General features: G+C 53.3%; 18 protein-coding genes. 2 read left to right on the top strand and 16 right to left on the bottom strand.

Going from position 1 to position 19769, the window contains the following annotated elements; translation table 11 throughout:
- Positions 1-1411: PAS domain S-box protein (locus AACZ40_RS08410; protein WP_339674001.1), on the bottom strand; the 1411-nt coding region annotated here is incomplete at its 3' end.
- A gap of 303 nt (positions 1412-1714) precedes the next feature.
- On the opposite strand from AACZ40_RS08410, the gene AACZ40_RS08405 reads away from it, so the two are divergent.
- On the top strand, positions 1715-1999 hold the full coding sequence (locus AACZ40_RS08405; RefSeq protein WP_291173890.1) for an antibiotic biosynthesis monooxygenase: 285 nt from the start codon (positions 1715-1717) through the stop codon (positions 1997-1999).
- Between the two features lie 17 nt (positions 2000-2016).
- On the opposite strand, the gene AACZ40_RS08400 is transcribed toward AACZ40_RS08405, so the two are convergent.
- The 7 genes from AACZ40_RS08400 to AACZ40_RS08370 all read right to left on the bottom strand — a co-directional run bounded on the left by AACZ40_RS08400 (position 2017) and on the right by AACZ40_RS08370 (position 11579).
- Entirely contained in the window at positions 2017-5229 is a 3213-nt protein-coding gene (locus tag AACZ40_RS08400) for a M56 family metallopeptidase (RefSeq protein ID WP_291173894.1), read from the bottom strand.
- A gap of 5 nt (positions 5230-5234) precedes the next feature.
- Positions 5235-5645, bottom strand: coding sequence for a BlaI/MecI/CopY family transcriptional regulator (locus AACZ40_RS08395; RefSeq protein WP_291173897.1), 411 nt, complete (start codon positions 5643-5645; stop codon positions 5235-5237).
- An 85-nt stretch (positions 5646-5730) separates the two neighbouring features.
- Positions 5731-6516, bottom strand: coding sequence for an MBL fold metallo-hydrolase (locus AACZ40_RS08390; protein ID WP_291173900.1), 786 nt, complete (start codon positions 6514-6516; stop codon positions 5731-5733).
- Complete coding sequence (locus AACZ40_RS08385; RefSeq protein WP_291173903.1) at positions 6516-8165, bottom strand: TaqI-like C-terminal specificity domain-containing protein; 1650 nt, start codon at positions 8163-8165, stop codon at positions 6516-6518. Before AACZ40_RS08385 ends, AACZ40_RS08390 begins: the two co-directional genes overlap by 1 nt.
- 84 nt (positions 8166-8249) lie before the next feature.
- Entirely contained in the window at positions 8250-8678 is a 429-nt protein-coding gene (locus tag AACZ40_RS08380; protein WP_291173904.1) for a hypothetical protein, read from the bottom strand.
- Positions 8679-8733: 55 nt separating this feature from the next.
- Entirely contained in the window at positions 8734-10956 is a 2223-nt protein-coding gene (locus AACZ40_RS08375; protein WP_291173907.1) for a right-handed parallel beta-helix repeat-containing protein, read from the bottom strand.
- A gap of 164 nt (positions 10957-11120) precedes the next feature.
- Entirely contained in the window at positions 11121-11579 is a 459-nt protein-coding gene (locus AACZ40_RS08370; RefSeq protein WP_291173910.1) for a hypothetical protein, read from the bottom strand.
- Positions 11580-11804: 225 nt separating this feature from the next.
- Here AACZ40_RS08370 and AACZ40_RS08365 point away from each other — a divergent pair, with 225 nt between their 5' ends.
- The gene (locus AACZ40_RS08365) at positions 11805-12887 is read left to right on the top strand and encodes an SUMF1/EgtB/PvdO family nonheme iron enzyme (RefSeq protein ID WP_291173912.1); all 1083 of its coding nucleotides are present in this window, start codon (positions 11805-11807) and stop codon (positions 12885-12887) included.
- 17 nt (positions 12888-12904) lie between these two features.
- Here the strand turns inward: AACZ40_RS08365 and AACZ40_RS08360 are convergent, their stop codons facing one another.
- From AACZ40_RS08360 to AACZ40_RS08325, 8 genes are all read right to left on the bottom strand, one after another.
- Positions 12905-13534 carry a hypothetical protein gene (locus tag AACZ40_RS08360; protein WP_291173914.1) on the bottom strand — a complete coding sequence of 210 codons (630 nt, stop codon included), beginning with the start codon at positions 13532-13534 and terminating at the stop codon, positions 12905-12907.
- Positions 13531-14019: a metallophosphoesterase family protein gene (locus AACZ40_RS08355; RefSeq protein ID WP_291173917.1), complete on the bottom strand. Its 489-nt coding sequence runs from the start codon at positions 14017-14019 to the stop codon at positions 13531-13533. The genes AACZ40_RS08360 and AACZ40_RS08355 overlap by 4 nt, the downstream gene beginning before the upstream one ends.
- Entirely contained in the window at positions 14016-14732 is a 717-nt protein-coding gene (locus AACZ40_RS08350; protein WP_291173920.1) for a hypothetical protein, read from the bottom strand. Before AACZ40_RS08350 ends, AACZ40_RS08355 begins: the two co-directional genes overlap by 4 nt.
- A gap of 54 nt (positions 14733-14786) precedes the next feature.
- Positions 14787-16247, bottom strand: coding sequence for a hypothetical protein (locus tag AACZ40_RS08345; protein ID WP_291173922.1), 1461 nt, complete (start codon positions 16245-16247; stop codon positions 14787-14789).
- A gap of 144 nt (positions 16248-16391) precedes the next feature.
- Positions 16392-17417 carry a hypothetical protein gene (locus AACZ40_RS08340; RefSeq protein ID WP_291173925.1) on the bottom strand — a complete coding sequence of 342 codons (1026 nt, stop codon included), beginning with the start codon at positions 17415-17417 and terminating at the stop codon, positions 16392-16394.
- Between the two features lie 169 nt (positions 17418-17586).
- Positions 17587-17871 carry a hypothetical protein gene (locus AACZ40_RS08335; RefSeq protein WP_291173928.1) on the bottom strand — a complete coding sequence of 95 codons (285 nt, stop codon included), beginning with the start codon at positions 17869-17871 and terminating at the stop codon, positions 17587-17589.
- A 44-nt stretch (positions 17872-17915) separates the two neighbouring features.
- Complete coding sequence (locus tag AACZ40_RS08330) at positions 17916-18401, bottom strand: DinB family protein (protein ID WP_291173931.1); 486 nt, start codon at positions 18399-18401, stop codon at positions 17916-17918.
- 17 nt (positions 18402-18418) lie between these two features.
- The gene (locus tag AACZ40_RS08325; RefSeq protein WP_291173934.1) at positions 18419-19558 is read right to left on the bottom strand and encodes an NAD(P)/FAD-dependent oxidoreductase; all 1140 of its coding nucleotides are present in this window, start codon (positions 19556-19558) and stop codon (positions 18419-18421) included.
- Positions 19559-19769: the final 211 nt, after the last annotated feature.

Raw genomic sequence — 19769 nt, 5'->3', positions numbered from 1 at the left:
CCATCACGCATAACATCATGATCTTGTAACTGACAAGACCTTTTCTACAGAGCAGCTCGAAAATATTTTTCAACGTCTCCTGATCCATGCCGGTACCGTTATCGCTTACCACCAGTTGCACATATTTGCCAGGCAGATAACCCGGATGTTCCAGGCAGTATGCTTCATCAAATTCCACGTTATGTGTCTCCAGCGTAATTTTCCCGATGCCGGAGATCGCATCACTGGCATTCACACACAGGTTGGCCAGGATCTGATCGATTTGTGAGGGGTCCATTTTGACCAGCCCCAGCGAAGAACCCGGCAGCCAGACAAATTCGATTCCTTCACCAATGAGCCGCCGCAGCATTTTGATCATATCTTCAATGGTTTCATTCAGATCAAGCAGTCGGGGCTCAATCACCTGACGACTGGCAAAGGCCAGTAATTGCTCCGTCAGTTCTGCAGAACGTTCGGCGGCACTGCGAATTTCTACGAGATGGTCGTGCAGGGAATGTTTTTCATCGATGTCCAGCAGACCCAGTCCCACATGACCTAAAATGACATTCAGCATATTATTGAAATCATGCGCCACACCGCCGGCCAGTCGGCCAATCGATTCCATTTTCTGGGACGCGGCGAACTGTTCCAGCAGTTTCCGGTTTTCTATTTCCAGTAACTTCCGCTCCGTGATATCCTCGGTCAGCATCACGATACCACCAATGATCTCCGGCGATTCATGCCAGGGCTGAATCACCCAGCGCAGCCACTGCAGCGAACCATCCGCGCGCACAAAACATTCTTCGTCACGTAAGACAGAACCAGCCAGTGCCTGCTGATGTGCTGTTTTCCAGTGCTCGGGGATCTCAGGGAAGACTTCATAATGCGTGCGTCCCAGCAGGTGCTCACTGACCAGACTGTAATCTTCCAGCCAGCGCTGACTCGTTGCCAGATACCGCAGTTGCTGATCGAATAAAGCAATCGCGATCGGCGCGTTTTCAATAAAGGTGTGTAAATCGTGTTCACTGAGCCCGAGCTTCGGCTGAGTGCTCTTTCCAGCAGATTTGGTATGCAGCTGATAAAGGGCGCCGATGATTGTTCCATTTTTCTCCCGTACCGGTAAAATCTGACCCGAAATGAGATGTTCTGCGGCATGGCTTTCCTGCAGGAACGTCCAGTCGGGAATATTGACTGTCCGGCCAGACTGCAGAACCGGCGCCAGCAGAAGACTGTGGTCGAGCGTCTGAGACTTAGTTGAAAACTCCAGAATCTCAGAAACCGGTTTGCCCAGCGCGTCACTCTGTTTCCAGCCGGTCAACTGTTCGGCGGGGGAGTTCAAAAGCATGACCTGTTCCTGAAGACTGACCGCAATCACAGTCTCTGTCAGGTTCTGCAATGCCGCTGCATACCAGTCTGTACCATGTTGGTCCATTTGAAGATTCCCGGTTAGATGAATATCTGGTGAAACAGGAATTTCAGGTAATCCGGACCGAGTTTCTCGCATGGAAAATAGGATTAGAACTCAGGCCCGCAAGTAGCATTATATAACTGAATTCCCCAGTGACGGCATTAAAAAATGGGAATCGCGTTCAGAATGGAAATAATAAAGAAAACGCAGATTTCTCGGCGGGGTTGATCAAGTACTCTGCTCATGATGATTGTGAACCTGACGATTGTGTACTAATATGAGCGCAGCAATTTTAACAGACCATATTTTTCAGGAGCAGATCAAGCCATGATCACCGTTGGCATGAATTACCACGTTATCGAAGGCAAACAGGAATCATTTGAAGAAAAGTTCGCCAGCGTGCTTGCTGCTTTGAATGAAGCGGAAGGGCACGACAGTTCCAACCTGTGGAAAGATGTTGCCGACGATGCCTCGTACATGATCACCAGCGAATGGTCGGACGAGCAGGCCTTCAAAGACTTCATCCAGAGCGACGCCTTCCGCGCTGTCACCAACTGGGGCAAAGAAGAAATCCTCTCCGACCGCCCCCGCCACAAAATTTACAAGCACTAAAAGGAAGTAAGCGTTCCTCACTCGTTCAGGTGGATTTCGATCTCACCCAGATCTTTCTGCTCTCCGGGCTGCAGGACAAACTCATGGGTGATTTGAGGATGCCCGTCGACAATAATCACATGCCGGTAAGAAGCACCGGGAATCAGTGCGGGAAAATCCAGTTTCCCCTGCGCGCTGGTGGTCGTCGTAGCCGGTGATTGATAATTCAAGCGGTCAATATTGACGACGAATGCTTCGTCCGCCAGTTTTTCTCCCCTTCGAATCGCCTGCAGATCATAATGAGTTTGCCCCGATGTGACGATCATTCTCAAACCCCCCAGCATTTCATCAACGAGCGGTTTTCCTTTTTGATCCACGTATCTTGCGGTGGCAGAGCCACACGGCTGGAGCACGATTCGGGGCGCAGGGTTTTTCGAACTGATCAGTGCTGCAGCGCCCAGCCGACGTTCGGGATCCAGAAAATAGACCGGGTATTCTTCCCCTTCGCGCAGTCCTTCCAACTTGAAGTTTCCGTTCTGCACTTTGTCCGACTCACCGCGCCACCAGTCGGGCGAAGTAGGCGCGACCTTCAATCGCGAAATCATCAGCGCCTGTTGCACGGGTTTACCGGACGGATCGACCAGTGTGCCTGCGACCGTGGCTCCTGATTGCAGGGTAATCTCGAGCGGTTCGAGCGTTTTACCCATCTGCGGATTGATCTTCTGAAACGCGTGAGCATAGACCCGGGTGCCTCCCGGTTTTCCTTCGTGTAATTCCCGGGAACCCTGTTCCTGCAGAATATATTTTCGTTCGGCAGCGTGTACGAGCAGTGATCCCGGACCCGGCAAAACAGGAATCTGAAACTTGCCTGCTTTGTCGGTTTTCTGAATGCTCTGCCAGCCGGTGATGATGTCTTCCGTGTATCGTTTATTAGCCCGCTCGGGATAATACTGGACCGCGGCTCCCTCTAACGGCTGGCCGGTCTTTGCATCGCGGACGAAACCTTCTGCCAGTACGACCTTGTCGAGTTTGATCTCAATCTCTTTCGAAGTTTCAGGAGTCCAGTGCAGATCTTTTATTTCCCGGGTAAGGTAGGGAGTCCCTTGCGGGGGATATGCGACTATTCCGAATCGAATTCCCGGACGGGGATTCAACCGAAAGTTTCCTTCCTCGTCGGTCTTGCCTTCAATCGAAACCATCGAACCAAAAGGTTCCTGCTGACTGGCCCAGATTTTAATCCGCGTGTTGGCAGCTGGTTTCCCCGTATCGCCCAGTAGAACCCGGCCTGAAAACCACTGAGCCGGCGCGAGGGGAATTGTCAACGTCTCTCCCGGTTTGATGTTTCGGACAATGTCACGATACGTTCCGTCGTGTTTGCTGCGTTCTTCGGGTTGACCCGTATTGATATTCACCCACTGCGGAGCGAATTGTTCCGAGCCGGTCACTTTCAGGGTGACTCCTCTTCGCAGATCAAACATGTTAAGCAGTAGCTTGCCCTGGTCATCGGTTTTGCGGGGAATGAGGATCAGCATGGAATCGGGGGCCAAGTGCATTATATTCTGAGGGCGTTTGGCCGGCTTATCAGCAGTCTGCAAAGGTTGAATGACCGCACCGGGAGGTGCCGAGATTTTGATGTTGCGCCGTTCCATCTCCAGCGACAAATGTTTCGCAGGCCGTCCTTTCGCATCGACGAACTGGATGACACCATTTGATGGTTTGAAAAGTTTCAGATCGACGGTCATGGAATCACCTTGCCATTTTCTGTTCCGTGATAATAAACCGGAGTGCTCGGTCCGTGCGAGGATATTCATCTCGGTATACATTTTCGGCACATCCACAGGCAGCGTCAGTTCATAATGACCTGCTTTGTCCGCCACTCCTTCTGCCAGCATTTTTCGATCGGGTATTGTCTCATCCACAGGTTTCAACCCGATGATCTCTACGCGTGCCCCTGCCGCCGGTTTGTCTTCGTGGGTGGTGATCGTGCCGCGAACGATGATGCCTTTCGCTACGGGTTCGGACTTTTTTGATTCCTTAGTTTGTGCGACCGCCGTTGTGAAGGTTCCCGCTGCGAGACCGGCTGTCATACATAATGAGAGTGCGAGCAGACACAGCAGCTTCTTTCCTGTGAGCCTGGTTAAGCGACTTCGTTTCCGGTCAAGCAGGCCGGCGATTCGATGTTCGAGCTTCCAGCGCGAGGTAAACAGGCCAATCGCACCGGGCAGAAATCGCTCACTCTGAATCAGGCTGGCAAGCGTGAACAACGTCTGACTGTACGTTTTCGCGTCCGTTTTCTCCAGCACGTAATTATCGCAGACTTCTTCACGCGCCTGGGCCAGCTGTCGGTTCAGGAACTTCACCAGCGGCTGCAACCAGAACAACGCTGACACCAGGTTTTGAATCAACAGAATCACCTGGTCGCGGCGGACGCTGTGCGCGATTTCGTGAATGAAAATATCCCGCAATGCCTTGGGAGCAATCTGGTCGGCAAGCTGTTCAGGAAAAATGACCCGCGGCCTGAATAAACCGGCAGAAACAGGCCCGGATACATGCGCTGATAAAACCAGTTCCGGCAGTCGATTGTGTGGAAACAGGCGTCCCGCTTCTGCGAAGGACTCTGCCAGTGAAGAATGACAGTTGGATTTCGCAGAACGCAAAATGGCGGTGAGTCGGTACCAGCCCGTGAGCTGTCTGATCAGCGCGATGATGGTGCCTGCAATCCAGATGAGCAGCACACCCTGCAGCGTGATGCGGAGTGTCTGAACCGCCTCTGCTTCCTTTGTCGGGACAACACTTGCGACAAGCGTTGATTTTTTTGGTGTTCTGGATAACTCCAGCACCGATCCGGAATGCAGTTCCCGTTTTAAGGTGCCCGGTTCGGTCGGATCAGGTAACGCAGTCTGTGCTGCATATTGTTGTTCGCGATTATCGGCAGAGAAATTCAAAGGCAATGCATCGACTGCGACCGGATCGTATCTCACCTCAGTACCAGAGCGGGCATCCGAACCTTCCGTTTCCAGCGAGAAGGTCAACAGACTCGTTCCGTAAGACTGCATGACCAGCGTGATCACCGGAGCCAGCAGGACCAGGATCAACGCCGCACACAACAGTCCATACCGCACCGCCGGGTTACGCCGCAGAAACAGAGCCAGCAGCAGCGTGGTCGCTGTCACGAATGTCACCTGCAGCAACACATTCATACTCCCCAGCAGGAGCAGATCACCGGGCTTCCAGAAATCAAATGCGATCATGGGAATTACCTCTGTCGTTTGGGTTTTTGCGTGGGCTCTGTTTCCGCTGCTTCGATCATGGCACGAATGCGTTCGGCTTCGTCGGCAGACAGGCCCCGGTACTCCAATAGCGCAGTCACCATTTCCTCGGGGGAACCGGAAAACAGGCGATCCACCATCTGCGAGACTTTAGCACCCAGCGAGACCGTGCGGGGTCGGTTTGCGGAATAGACGAACGTCCGCCCCTGCTCGCGATGTTTGAGCCAGCCCTTTTCTTCCAGACGTACGAGCATGGTCTGCACGGTATTGCGGGCCAGCGGACGATGTGCCGACAACGCTTCCCGCACTTCACTCACCGTCACTTCCTCGCGTTGCCATACGATTTCCATCATCTCGCGCTGAATTTCCGTCAGCGGCGTGGTATCTGCTTTCGCCATGTCCAACTCCTAAATCCGTTGTGCCTACGTTATGTAGGTAATTAATACCTACGCATTGTAGGTGTGTCAACAGGAATTTTTCAAATCAGCGAATCTCTTCGAACCCAGGCACGGATTCGGGCAGTTCGCTTGTATCGTGATAGCCGCAGTAGTCGAATGCGTTGCTATGCTCATTGATGCATGTTTGAAGTCGCGCCAGTGAGTGGAGCCGTTGGGCATTATCGGTCGCGCGGAACGCGGCCAGTTCGCCGATCGGATGTTGCGGGTCAGTCAGTTCTCCCCGCAGGTAATAGGCGTCCCCCACATGCAGGAACCAGCGATCCTCGGTCTGCACCGCCACTCCGCAGTGGCCGCTGGTATGACCGGGCAGGGGAATCAGCCGGACGTCGATATTCACGGCGGTATCCACACAGCGGGACGGCATGCCGAACCAGTCGGCGTCGTTGATGTCGTAGGTCACCCAGTGAGGACGATGCGAAAACTGCGCGCTGCGATAGCGGGGATCGTCAGTTTCCAGCTGCTGTTTCTCTTCCGCTGCCAGATGAACGCGAGCCTCGGGAAAATCGGCCAGGCCTCCCACATGATCGGGATCGCCGTGCGTGAGCATGATATCGCTCACATCGGTTGCCGAATAACCCAGCTGCTGAATCTGTGCGAGAGCCGTCACCGATTCGATAAACTGAAAGCCGGCGTCCTGCATTGCTTCCCTGCCGACACGTTCTTCAGGCGCCTTGATATCCAGCATGCCGATCCCCGTGTCGACCAGCATCAGCCCCGCTTCACTGCGTATGATCAGACAATGACAACAGGCCGGCGGAAACGGGGGCGCGTGTAACCAGCCAAAATTCGCATGCAGCAGTTCGGTGTTCATCACGCTCCCTTTCCCCGCCCTTTAATGCGATAGTCACCCTCGATTGTTTCTTCAATACCCAGGAAGTTCGCGTACGCGGCTTCGTCAAATTCCTCGTGCTGTTCGAAGTATTTTGTGTGAATCGGCAGGACGCCAATATCGGCGCGGAGCACTTTATGCGTCTCGAAGATCGATTGAAACAGCCAGTTCATCACGCGGCTGTTCAAGAGCTGGCAGAGCTGCTGGCCCGTAATTGGAAACTCCGGCGCCGGGATTAGCATATTCACACTGTTCAGAAAATAAGACTGTGCTGTGTCTACATGAAAGACCAGGCGCGACGAGATAAAGCGATAGATCAGTTTTTCCGGCGCGTGATACAGTTCCTCGGGAGCCACCTGATGATACAGCGAGAAATCAGTGGGAATGAACACGGAAGGCTTCCGCAGTAACCCCGGTTGCAGATCCGCGCCTTTATACACGGGCAGATAACCAGCGCGCGGCGAAGCGACACAATATTTCTTATTATTTCCGGTGACGATCCCCAGCCCGAAACGCCCATGGTCGGCCAGTGTCAGATGCTCCACCTCATACAGATGCGCGATCACTGCCGCCGCTTGCGGGGAACAGGAGAAATTCAGAATCGCTTTCGGATTCTGTTGAAATGAGGCGGGAGTCCGCACCGCGGTATCAGTCAGTCCTTCGCAGACAATCGGTTGATTCCGGTTTGCCTGGTTCTGCAGCACAATTCCTTTGGCCTTGGTCACCAGGCCGGGAAACGGTTTCCCAAAGTCCATCAGCGATTTGATATCCAGGGCCAGTGCCCGCCCCCGTGCATCGGCAAACGCGGCGACGTTAAAAAACGCGTCAGGCAGCAGAAAACCCAGATAACCGCCGGGCTGCAAGCGCGACAGGGCCGCACAGAAAAACAGCGAACAGGTATCGCTGCTGCTCCCCGCGGCGAACTGAATTGCATAGGATTGCTTCTGGGCTTTACTGAGCTTCTTCCCCCACGGCGGGTTTGTGAAAATCACATCGAACCGAGGCGGCCTGCCCTGCAGACTCGCCTTCAGAAAATCCGCACGTTGAATATTCGGTGAATCAAAGCCGGTCCGTTCCAGGATTCGACGTCTGGTAATCGCGACCGCGACCGGATCAACATCAAAGCCGAAAATGTTTTCCGGTGCAAAACCCTGATCGAGGGCCGCCAGAATAAAATTCCCCGAGCCACAACAGGGATCGCAAAATGTCAACGCCCGCCGATCTGCAGGCAGGTCCGCAAAGTAACGTTCAATAATCCAGTCCGGCGTATAATAGACGCCTTCCTGGTTACGATATGTGTTCGACAGCGATGCCTGGTACTCATCGCCAATCCGCTGACTGTCAAATTCCTCCTGCTTTACCAGTAGCCGAAACCGGCTGGAAAGGGCACCGTGATCGTGACCGTCTTTTTGCGATTTGTTGGCCCGGGCAATCAGCTTCTCCTGTCCGGCGATATTCTCTATGAACCCGTCGAATGAATCGCGGGTGATACAGCCCCGATCCGTCGAGACCAGATAACCGGCCTTGATCCAGTTGCGCACCGACGCTGTCGAAACACCCAGCGTATCCGCGGCGTCTATAATCGTCAGCGAAAGCACAGAAAGATCATCCAGCGCCACGAAATGCCCCATTCTTCAAGAGAGCCAGCATGGCTCGTTCATCAAATCAGCATCGATTTTACTGAACCCAGGCGAATATGAAAATATGGTTTGGGATTATGATTGATTGCCTTTCAGAAGAAACTGACCGTGATTGGCCAATAGTTGTTTTTTATAATCCATGGTAGTAGTACTTTCAATTCGCCGCATCGCAGTTATAAATCGTTTCGGATGTAGATAATGGTGCTGATTAATGTAATGCAGGATCAGTTCCGGTGCGACGAGGATGTCACCTTTATCAGGGATGAAAATATTTTTATTGCCAGAGACGCCATCAAACTGACATAGATTACATTGATGAGCTCCCATGGAATGAAAGGGTTGAAAAGCGGTCTCAATCAGCATACTCAAGTGCCGATAATCTTCTTCTGTCACGGACCCTGAAGAATATTCCTGAGTACCATCCAGCCAGCCCACCGCTAACAGATGACCCTGATGGTCGAATCCGAAGTAATCACAGGGAGTTAAATCAGGGTAATATGACATCGGTCATTTCTTCGATTAATCACTCAGCCAAATATGAAAATATGGTTTGAACTGTTTAATAGGAATGAGGATCTCGCTTCGGTAATTCTTTTCGATATTCATCGCGATACAGGCCGATCTGATCAAAGGGAATCGCTTCGAACGACGCTTTCGCTTTCAGCAGACGCGGGTCCTGCTGCAGTTTCAGCTGTCCGTCAATGCCGACAGCCATTCCCAGCGAGATCGGCTTGCTTTTCGAACCGCTCAGATTGGTGAAGCCTTTCAGGTCTTTCGTCATCGCAATGCCGTTTTTCGCGCCTGTCGTGTTCACGGCGAGGTTCTGTTCGATCTCAAACTTGCCGAGCAGTTTCTTCACGTTGCCATCCATGTGACAGACTTCTTTGCTGCAGTCCACAAACACATTCCGCCGAATCGGGTTATACAGGGGTTCGCGTGGCGAGTCGGACATGATCTTTGCCAGATGCGGATACTCTGTGCTCCAAGGCGGACTTTTGTAGTTCATGGCTTCCGCTTTCTCTTCCAGGTTCCAGCCGGCCGACTGGGGGTCATTCCACTGTTTCCAGGTCATGCCCCGCGAATCGATGTGCAGACCAATCGGACAGTCAATCACCAGGTTATTGAGAATCGGGTTATCGCGGCCGCCCCCGATCATGATGGCCCGCCCCGTACGATAGAAAATGTTTCCTTCGATCGTGTCGCCGCTGTCGCAGTCATCCAGGTAGACGCCCATCGTATTCACATGCTCTGCATCGCCGCCCCCCAGGTTGTGAATCAGATTGTGACGCAACACGTTTCCCTGGGTGGTCCAGTCGCGACCGGTATAGAACGCGCCCGAATCGCCGGTCTCCATCACCACGCGATAAATTTCATTGCGTTCAAACAGATTCTCATTCCCGCCATACAGAATGGCGTTATGCGGGGCATCGTGAATGCAGTTGTTCTGCACAATCTGCCCGCAGCCACCCGCGTAAATGCCCGGTGCATACGTTCGCTGAAACAGACCATAATCGTGGATGTGGTTATTGATCGCCCGGTTTTCGGCCCGCTGCAGTTGTTTGCGATCGCCGCCATTCAGCGTGATGCCCCGCGTTCCCAGGTGGTACAGATCACAGCTGCGAATCGTATTCTGCGTACCCGAAACCGAGATGCCGCCACTCGCCAGGTTCGCGACGACGCAGCCCGCCAGTTCAACGCCTTCGGTCGACTGCAGCGAAACTCCTTCGGAATGACCAAATTCGAAATTCAGATTTTCGAACCGAATATGTTTTGTGCCCCGCACCTGCATCAGAGGCTGCGTTAACGTCGCCAGGACAATCTCAGCGTAGTCCAGCTTTCCCTGCGGGTACAGGTACAGCTGCTTCTGCTTACGATCGAGATACCATTCCCCCGGCGAATCGAGTTCTTCCAGCACGTTCAGCGCAAAAAAGCGACGTGCCTTCGCACCCCAGGTTCCCCCCATGATGCCGTAACTGTGCGGAGCTGCCAGCCTGATGATTTTCTGCTGCGGATCGTAATCGGCGATGCGAATAACTTCGTCACTCCAGTCGTGCGTCCAGTAACCCAGCAGCCATACCCCCTCATCCAGCTTCCAGCGGGCAGGCCGCGGATTATCAAACACAAACGAACCGGGATGTGCCTTCTGCTGCGCCGGATCTTTCGCTTTGGGATCGGGCAGTCCTTTATCGACAACTTTTGTAAACGAAGCCCAGCCCTCCTCTGCCGCATCTGCATTCGGCCAGCGGGCGAGTGTCATCGGTCGATGATTCACATACAGCCACGGCCCGACCGGGACACCCCGATAAGAGGCTTTGAACTCCGCAAAAGGTTCCTTGCTCACGGTCGACAGATCGCAGACCAGAACTTTCTTTCGGGCTTCTTCAGGCAGCCGCTTCAGAATCGCCGCATCCGTGACCGGCTGAAACGCGCCGGCATCCAGAGTTTGACCTCCCTGGATCCGCACACTCCCCGGCTGTGTCGCGCGATAAACCACCGGGTTTCCTTTGCTGCCGCCATCGTTTTTATCAAACGTCAGCGAACTGCGAACCGGATAAACGCCCGGCTCGATGTCGACCGTCACAGGATCTTCCGGTTTCAACTGTCCGTTTTCCCGCACTTTGCGAATCTGATCCCGCGCTTCCTCAATCGAGGAAAAGGGTTTCTCCCGACTTCCATTTCCATCCGCCGCATCGCGTTTGACATACAGATTCAAATCCGCGTCCACACGACTTGTGAGAATGACAGCGAGGAAACAGGTCAAGATAGTAAGAAAGTATTTCATAATCATGGCTCTGCCGGAAGTTGGAGGTAGCAGTTGCGAAACAGCGTGAGCACGCTGTGGAATTTCAACCTTGACTATATGAGGCAAACCGGAAACCGTCAAATGACTTCGCTCAGGTCCGCCACTGGTGTCAATAATCAAAATATCGAACTGATGGCCACAGATTACATCCGGGACAGGAGCGCTTCATAGCCGTTGAATTCATTTTTCCAGTCTGCATAACTACCGACGAGGCCGCAGTCCACACAGCGGCAACCCAGATAAAGCCACCTGACATCTGCAGACAGGGTATCATCGGCGTTACGGTAGCGATGAATGCCCGCTGTGATCTGGAAGACCTCAGCATAACACATACACATATGCTTTTCGACTTCCGCTTCATCAGCATAATCCTCGCTGTCACCCATCAGATGTTCTGTTTCGCATTGAGTGCAGATCCGCAGTGCGACCCCTTCATTCTGATCGGTCCGAAAGAGAAATGAATCATTCCCGCAGGTACAAACGACGTCGACAAAATTGTCAATGGGGTAGCCGTTCAACTCACTGTATCGGGTCATTTCCTGACGCAGGTCTGCATGAGTCTCGCCGTACCAGTAACCATCCGGTTTTTGCTGCACAGTCATCAGCTTCACCTTTCTGCCGTAGGGTGATCACAAACAAAAAAGAATCCAAACCCAGACATTTCAACTCGCCTGTTGACATGCCGGTTCTGTCTGGTAGGATTTTCTTAACTTCCTTTAGTTGTGAGTTCAGGAATACTACAGGCTCTGACACATCCAATGCCTCAGAGTTCGATCCTGCCTGAGACGCCCTGCCAGCATGTGATACTTTAACAAGGAACCCCCCCGATGAGAATCTCCCGCGTCTGCCGTCTGTCGCTCTTTTGCCTGTCACTTGTTTTCGCAGGGGGAATCAGCAACCCGTCTCATGCCGCCGATCCGCCGAAGCAGGGGACGGTGAAACAGATTGATCTGGGCGGCGATGTCTCTCTGGAAGTCCTGTATATTCCGCCGGGCAATTTCATGATGGGCAGTACTCCCGAGGAGAAAGCCTGGGCGACCGGCATTGAAGGCGGGGCGACGCCGGGTACCGAGCGGGAATCGTATGAAGGCGAACAGCCGCGACCGATGCAGGTCAAAGACGGCTTCTGGATGGGCCGCACCGAAGTCAGCGTGGGACAGTTCAAACGTTTCATCGAGGAGAGCGGCTACGTCACCGATGCCGAGCAACCCGACGGCGAGACGCAGGTCTTCGATCCCGAATGGAAGATCACCGCCAAAGCACCCCCGCATCCCTGGATCTCCATGAAAGGCAAAAGCTGGCGCGATCCAAATTTTGGTTTCCCGCTACGGAACTCGTATCCCGTCGTCTGTGTCAGCTGGAATGACGGCCGCGCCTTCTGCAAATGGCTCACGGAACGCGAACGCAAAGCAGGACGACTGCCGGACGGACTGGAATACCGACTGCCTACCGAAGCCGAATGGGCTTACGCCTGTCGGGGCGGCAGCAGCGAGAGCCACTACTTCTGGTGGGGCAACGATCTTCGCGACGGTGAAGGCCGTCTGAATATTTCCGCCGTCGACTTTCTGCCCGGCCGCAATAAAATCTGGCCGCTGGCGAATGCCCCGTGGAGCGATGGTTTTGCCTTCGTCTCCCCCGTCGATCAGTACGGCGAAAAAGGTCGCAACGGTTTCGGGCTGGCCGACATGTGTGGCGGCGTCTGGGAAATTGTCCTCGACGATTTCGATCCCAAAGGGGGACACGAAGAACTGTACGTCGTCGAACAGAACCCGCGTCCCGTCTGTCGCGGCGGTAACTACTTCGACGTCCCCGGCAATGCCCGCTGCGCCGTCCGCTTAGGGTTGCAGGGCCCGGCCTACTCCGATTCCCGCGACGGCTTTCGCATCTGTTTAGGTGTGCCCCGCAGGTGAAGCTGAAAGCCCGGCTTTTAATTCTGTTCGTTCATTTTACATCGCTCCAGAAATTCTTTGAGTCTTTTCGTGGAACTGTGTTTCGGATCACTGTCTTCCAGGTACGGCTTTAACCGATTACGGGCCCGGCACAGTTCCGGTGACATCTCCAGTTCCCGGGTTATGCGAGTCAACAGCAGCTCTTCGGTAGCAAGCCGCACAGACTGATGTGGATCATCAATCAAGGTCAGTATGGTTTGATCGATTTCGGGTGACGAAAAATGGACTTTTCGCAATGTAACTATCGCATAAACCCGCACGGAAATACTTTGATCTTGCTGTGCCATTTGGCAGAGTGTAGTGACCAGAGGTCGACTCTCGTTTTGATGATAGTCAATAAAATCGCCTGCCACGGAAACCGTGGTCCTTCTGATCTGATGGTCCTCGTTCTTCAAATATTCCTGCAGCACTGTGATCACGGAAGGGTCGGATATCTGAATCGTTGAACGGGCATAACGACGCAACTGGAGTTCCAATTCCCAGCGCAGGAGCCAGCCTTTCGGCACGAACAACCAGAACACAATCAAGAGCAGCGGGGCTCCAAAAAATACCAGCAAGCATCCCAGGCCCGAACGATTGTAGCGCAGCTGAAATCGTGGCAATGTCATCTCGCCACCTCCCGCAGTTCCAGTTCATCAGTCGCCAGATCGAGTACCGCGACGGTAAACACCTTCGCCCGGAACAGCGCACCCGGGTTGATGCGGCGGGTGACGCCCACATGAAAATCGTGGCTCTGATGCGAATGCCCCGTCAGCAGGTAGTCCGGTGCCGCCTCCAGCAGCGGCTTCAGATCGCGGGTGATATGGCCATGCACAACCGCGATGCGTTTTCCCGCCAGCGTCACTTCGCCGCCCCAGCCCAGGCAGTGCGCACCATGTTGTTCCGCCGCCTGTTCTAAAATTTGCACCATGTCGGCATCATGATTCCCCCACGTAAAATAAAAGGGCTGCACCGCGCAGGTCGCGACGATTTCCTCGCTCGCCAGATCACCACAGTGAAACAGTGCCTCCACACCCGCCTCACGCAACAGCGTCACGGCTTGCTCGGTCCGTTCCCGATGATTGTGTGAGTCTGACAGAATCCCGATTTTCATTGTGAAGGTTTCATGTCTTTGAGCAGGTTCGCGGGTAACTCGAAATATCTTTTACCGGACTGGGCTTCAATATATTCTGAATTCATCTGATACTTAGTGTGCTTCTCCAGTATATCTGCAAGTACCACTGCCAGGTATTTGGAGTGAAAAGTCTGCCGCGTGCTTCCATAAAAACGATCCAGGAAAAATCCAATTTTTGCGATACCAATAATCACCGGTTCTTCAACTCCTTCAAACTGCAACTGCATTACACCCAGGCAGGCGCCTCCACCATAGGATCCACCCCCTCGTCCGATGTCTGAAACAGCGCTGCGAAACATGTATTGATTATTGAGTGCCAAAGCCAGCTTTCGACATACGGCCTGGTCTTTCAATGTGACATCTACATGATGTTCTTTGTCACCGATAAAAAAGAATCGCACCTGTTTCAATTTATGATCCTGCAAAAAAGAAAGCTGTGACCAGTCACTTAAATCTCCCGGCAAATAATATGGTTTCGCTGTAAATCTTCCTCTCTCATCTTCAGGTAATTCGTTAATCCATTTCGAGTCATCGGGTGGTACATAGCTGCTGCCCATCATTTCTTTCGGAGGAAACATAAGGGAAGATTCCGACTCAGACTTGGTTTCATTAAACTGAAATAACAATATAATCGCGACAATCATGGCACAAAACCGATATCGACTCAGCTCCGAAGAAATGTCTGCAGACATGATCGCCGCTTCCTTTAATTAAGAGATTGAAATCTTGTCAACAGGTCCAACATCTCACTCATTGCGAAAGCGCAGCGAATACAGGTCGGCGTCTTTCAGTACAAAACGTATCCGCACCGGTTTGCCCGCCAGTTGGCTCAGATCGGTTTTGCCTTTCCAGGTCGCCGTGTGTGCCAGTTCGTCGCCGTAGAATTCTTCGCTCTCTTTCAGCGTGAAGCCGGGTATCGGTTCGCCACTTCCATCCAGCAGTTCATACTGCACGCTGCCTGCTGCGGAAGTCGCGAGGTTGAGTTCCAGTTCGACCGGCGTATCCCCTTTAGACTTGTCGAACGTAATCAACCGCGTCGTCATCTCGCCGCCGGTATAGGGGGCGTTGATCGAAACAAAACCGTCCTGTCTGAGCGTGAACCGCCTTAAACGACAGGGGCCGACGTAGTAATTCTCAATCGCATACAGCGACAGTTCGGGCACATGGCCGGGCAGCGGGCTGGGTGTCGTGGTGATGCCCCAGGCGATGTGATTGTTCCGCTGCCACCAGCGTTCGCGGTTCTGTCCCGGTCGCAGGAAGGCTTCATCCCAGCGTTTCCAGGTGTTCCCGTCGCGGCTCGTCATCAATACACCATCACTGACGCCCGGGTGATTGTGTTCCGGATCCGGATGCCAGGCCGCTTTTCGGCTGGGAACGAAGCGTTTGGGAAACGCCAGAAACAGATGCGGGGCCCGCGGGTAGGCGATCGTCGCGTTCGTATAAAGGTGTTGAGGCGGAGAGTCTTTGATATCGATCAGGGTGGACGGCGTCCACTTGAGAAAATCATCTGAAGTACACGTCATGATGGCCCGTACTTTGTTCGAGAACGCGCGATGAAAATCGACATAGCGGCCGCGATGCTCGTCCCAGAATGCCAGGTTCTGCGAATCGAAGGCCCCTTTGGTGATCACCGGTTTGTCGTGCATCAACTGCCAGTGGATGCCATCAGGCGAGGCGAACGCGTAGAGCCCCCCTTTGCCGCGACCCAGGGCCTTGAACTTTTCGTCCGGCTTGCAGGCCGGGTTCGTATCCACGAACGGCGAGAAATTATGCGCTCCGATGCCCGACCAGACAATGTTATTCTGTTTGGAACCGTCGAACTCGAACAGCCCGAGATCAGGTTTGGTCCAGTGAATCGCGTCATCACTCTCGGCGTAGCAGACCACTTCGGCATGTCCGCGCTTGCGTTGTTCCCAGTCATAATGTGAGCCGCGATAGTACATGCGATACTTGTCGCCGTCTTTGAGGATGCGCACGTAATAGCTGGTATTGCCTTCCGCGGGCCCGTCATAGGTGATCGCGATTTCCTGGGGTTGCGGATGATGCAGTTCCTGCCGGGCGTTGTTCAGGCTGTGAATCATCCAGTCATCCACAAACAGCTCCCGCCGCGCCCCGATATGCTCTGGCTCTTCCGCAGCCACTGGCTTAGCAGACCACAGCAATAGACAGCAAATGACGAGAGACCACAACCTCAGACAACTTCGCATCACAGACTCCTCAGAAAAAACAGATGGCCGGAAACAACGCTTCCGTGATCAAACGGTTGCTACCAGTCTGACAGAGCCGGGGCTGGTTTTCAAATGGAATGTGAAAACGAACTTGATTTATTCAAAGCGAGTTTCGTGAGCCATTCATTTCGATGTATTGACTGGGGAACCGTTACTGAGTGGCTTGACGGGGCCGACAGGTTTTCCATCTTCGTCGGTGACATAGGTAACACCTTTGATGGCATCCACGATGGTCATGCCTTCGGTAAACGGAACGACCAAGTCAGAAGGTTTGACTTTTCCGTGTTCGATGTGAGTTACTTTTATTTCATGCACTGCGATCGTTTTTGGCGCAGGAGAAGCGAGAATTTCTTCTCTCAGTTGAATGGGCATCCAGACATCTCCTGTCAGTTTACTTTCCGAAACGACAAATCGTTCGATCCGCCACTGTCGCTGTCCGCTATTTGGTTGTGTTCCTTCCCAGCGGGAAGTTCCACGAACTGGTAAAAAGCCTTTGCTCGGATCCAGCAGGAAAACTCGTTTTCCACCCGGCTCTTTTTTCCAGCTTGGCTGATAGTCAATCGTGAGTTGAACGAACTTGTCATCCACGGGAGTCTGGATATCGAAATCATCCTTGTGTTTTATAATATCCTGAAACAGAAATATTTCCTGAGAGGGGTATTCACCGCTCAACCAGAATAAAAAATGGTTGTCTCTGAGCAGCGTGTCATGGATCGTATCGATTCGCCCATACTTGTGAGTTTTATCCGTAAACGTACTGCGCGAAACGCGTTTTTTCCCATCAAAACCATCGGAGATCCATTGAGAAGCCTGTTTGTCCTGGGGACGAAACATATCCGAATCCATGCGATAGGAATTTCCCAGTCGCCACTCACGGCAGCGTCGAAACGGACCCGAACTTCGGAGTTTACCAGGCTGTTCATCTTGATTCTCATGAATAAATAAATCCAGGTCGACTTCATAAGCAAGATTTTTTGAATGCTCCAGTCGTCTCTGAAACACGTCGAGTAATAGCGTTTTTTGCGCAGCTTGATCAAGTTGTGAGAACTCGGCAACCGACATGGAGACCGGCTCAGCCGCTTCGATCAAGATTGAAGACAACAGACTGACAGTCATAATAAACGTGAAAAAAACAGGTCGCTGCTTCATACCGACACCTCAAAGAATAATTTGTGTCAAAGCCATTCACAGAATTGTGTGCTGCGCGGGTTCTCTCAAGTGCGCACGCAATGAGCCACCCCGGGAGACGAAAGTTCATTATAGCGTATGTGCACAAAAGTAAAGAACAATCGTGTGAACGCAGGACTTTCTGCAGATCTTAAGAATGGGACTCATGTTCCTCGAAGTAATCATCAATTTCTCGGTCTTCGGCTTTCCAGTTCTGGCCACGTATCTTTCGCATTGAGATGAGTCCCAGAAGTTCCAGATGACTTGAGGCAAGAAAACGAAATTCAGAATTCTCTGCAACCCATAACTGTGCGGCTGAGAGTGTTGTATCCACCTCAGCTTTGGAAATGTCAAATCCCAGAGATTTAATTGCCAGATAACAGGGGATTTCAGTATTTCCAGCTGCTGCGATAGTTTCAACAGGTTTTTGATTCATAATGTATTCACTCGAATGATAAATGATCTGGCGAAGTAAATATTTCAGCCTCGTTTAATCTGAGTTTCCCAGGTGAAAACATTCCCTTCCGGCAGAGATTCCACCCCCGAAAGGCGCAGCAGGTAGAGCAGTTGGGCGCGGTGGTGCATGCTGTGAGTGATGATGTGGGCCAGGCCGGTGCCAAAGGTTTTTTCGCGGGGTGGATCGTCCAGGACGTCGATCCAGACCTCGTCCCAGGCTTGTTCCGCAGCAACTTGTTTGCCAGTCGATTCCAGGCGGGTGGCGGCAACCGTCAGGCGTTGGAGCAGACCCGCTATGCTCTGATCGCTCTGTGGCTCAATCGGTTCTGCAGCCATCAACGTCGACCAGATTTCCATGTTGCAGATGATGTGATGCAGCGTCGCGCGGAGTGAACGGTGACCGATATCAAATTCCCGGTCGAGTTGTTCGTCCGAGAGTGTGGCACAAATTTCGAGCAGCTGTCGTGTCGTCCAGGCGTCGTGTCCCAATAATCGGTTAAGTAAGTCCATGCTGAATCGGGTCTCTGTCAAATCGGTTCGTCGAACGCTTTGGCGATCGAACTGGCCAGTTGTTCGAGGGAATAGAATTTCGTAGCGACATCGCGGATGTGGGCGACGGTGGCGGATTTGATGAACATCATTTTTGCCAGGTGCCGCGAATCGTTCTGTGTGCTCTCCACGCGGTGCTGGCGGCGTTTGACATACAGCGACAGTGCGTGTTCCATGAACCGGTTGTTCGTGCGGGAGAGTTCATCGGCAAGCACTGCGGCGGACTCCATCGCCATGGAAGCACCGATGCCCGCGGTCGGCAGGAAACCGGCGGCCGCATCGCCCAGCAGCACTACGCGGCCGCGCGCCCAGTCGCGGGAACGGACGTCCGAAAGTTTCCAGAAAAACAGGTCTTCGCTGTCAGCGGGCAACGCCGCCAGGCAGGTATCCGCCAGCTCCCCCATGCCGGCAAACCGTGCGCGGATGCGGTCGCCGCGCCCCGGTCCCGGTTCGCCGAACTCACCGGCTGCCGGTGCGCCTGCATATACGCCGGCACCGTCCTTCGTCGGATAGATGCCGAAGAACCGGCCCGCGCCCCAGTGTTCGAAGAACGTTTCCCGTGGCAGCTGCGCGGGGTCAACCCACCAGACCCAGCCTCCCCAGTGCGTGTGATAATAAGGCTGTTCGCCAAACACCTGCTGGCGGACTTTGGAATGAATGCCGTCCGCGCCGACGACCAGGTCAAAGGTTTCGATCTTACCATCATTGAACTGGACCGCGACTTCATCTCCCGTCTGACTGATTGATTGAAACGACGTGTTGAACCGCAGGTCGACACCGTCGAGCGCGGAATGCAGCAGTTTCACCAGCTGCGGCCGCGTGCAGCTCAGGTTCGGCCCAAAGCGATCCGCGATGGGAGCCATCGACCAGTGCTTGACCAGTTCGCCATGATTGTCGCGGACTTCATAATCTTTGCACTCGACACAGTCGGCGGCGAAGCGGTCGTACAGACCCAGTCCATGCAGCACCCGATACCCGAGCGGCCAGAGCCCCAGCATGTAACCTGCGTGATCGAAGTTGGCGGCCCGTTCAATCAGCGTTGGCTGCAGACCCCGCTGTTTGAGCAACGCCGCCAGAGTCATACCACCAATGCCGGCGCCGACGATTAAAATCCGCATCGTAACGTTACTCCCTGACAGGGCCCAAGATAGAGTTTGCGCGATTGTGTACTGTAGCAAACCTGTGTGTTCCCGTGCGAGAAAAAACACGAAAATTGCACCACGATGTCGCCTTGATCGATGGTTCTTCATTTTACTTCCACGATCCAGTCGAAAGAGACGAACTGTGAGCGGGTGAAGTCTGCTGTTTTCCAAAACGATTTTCTCTGCA

It is taken from the genome of uncultured Gimesia sp. (assembly GCF_963972345.1).
Lineage (GTDB): Bacteria > Planctomycetota > Planctomycetia > Planctomycetales > Planctomycetaceae > Gimesia.
The sequence above is the reverse complement of the archived record's forward strand: the minus strand, read 5'-3'. Positions and strand labels throughout refer to the sequence as shown.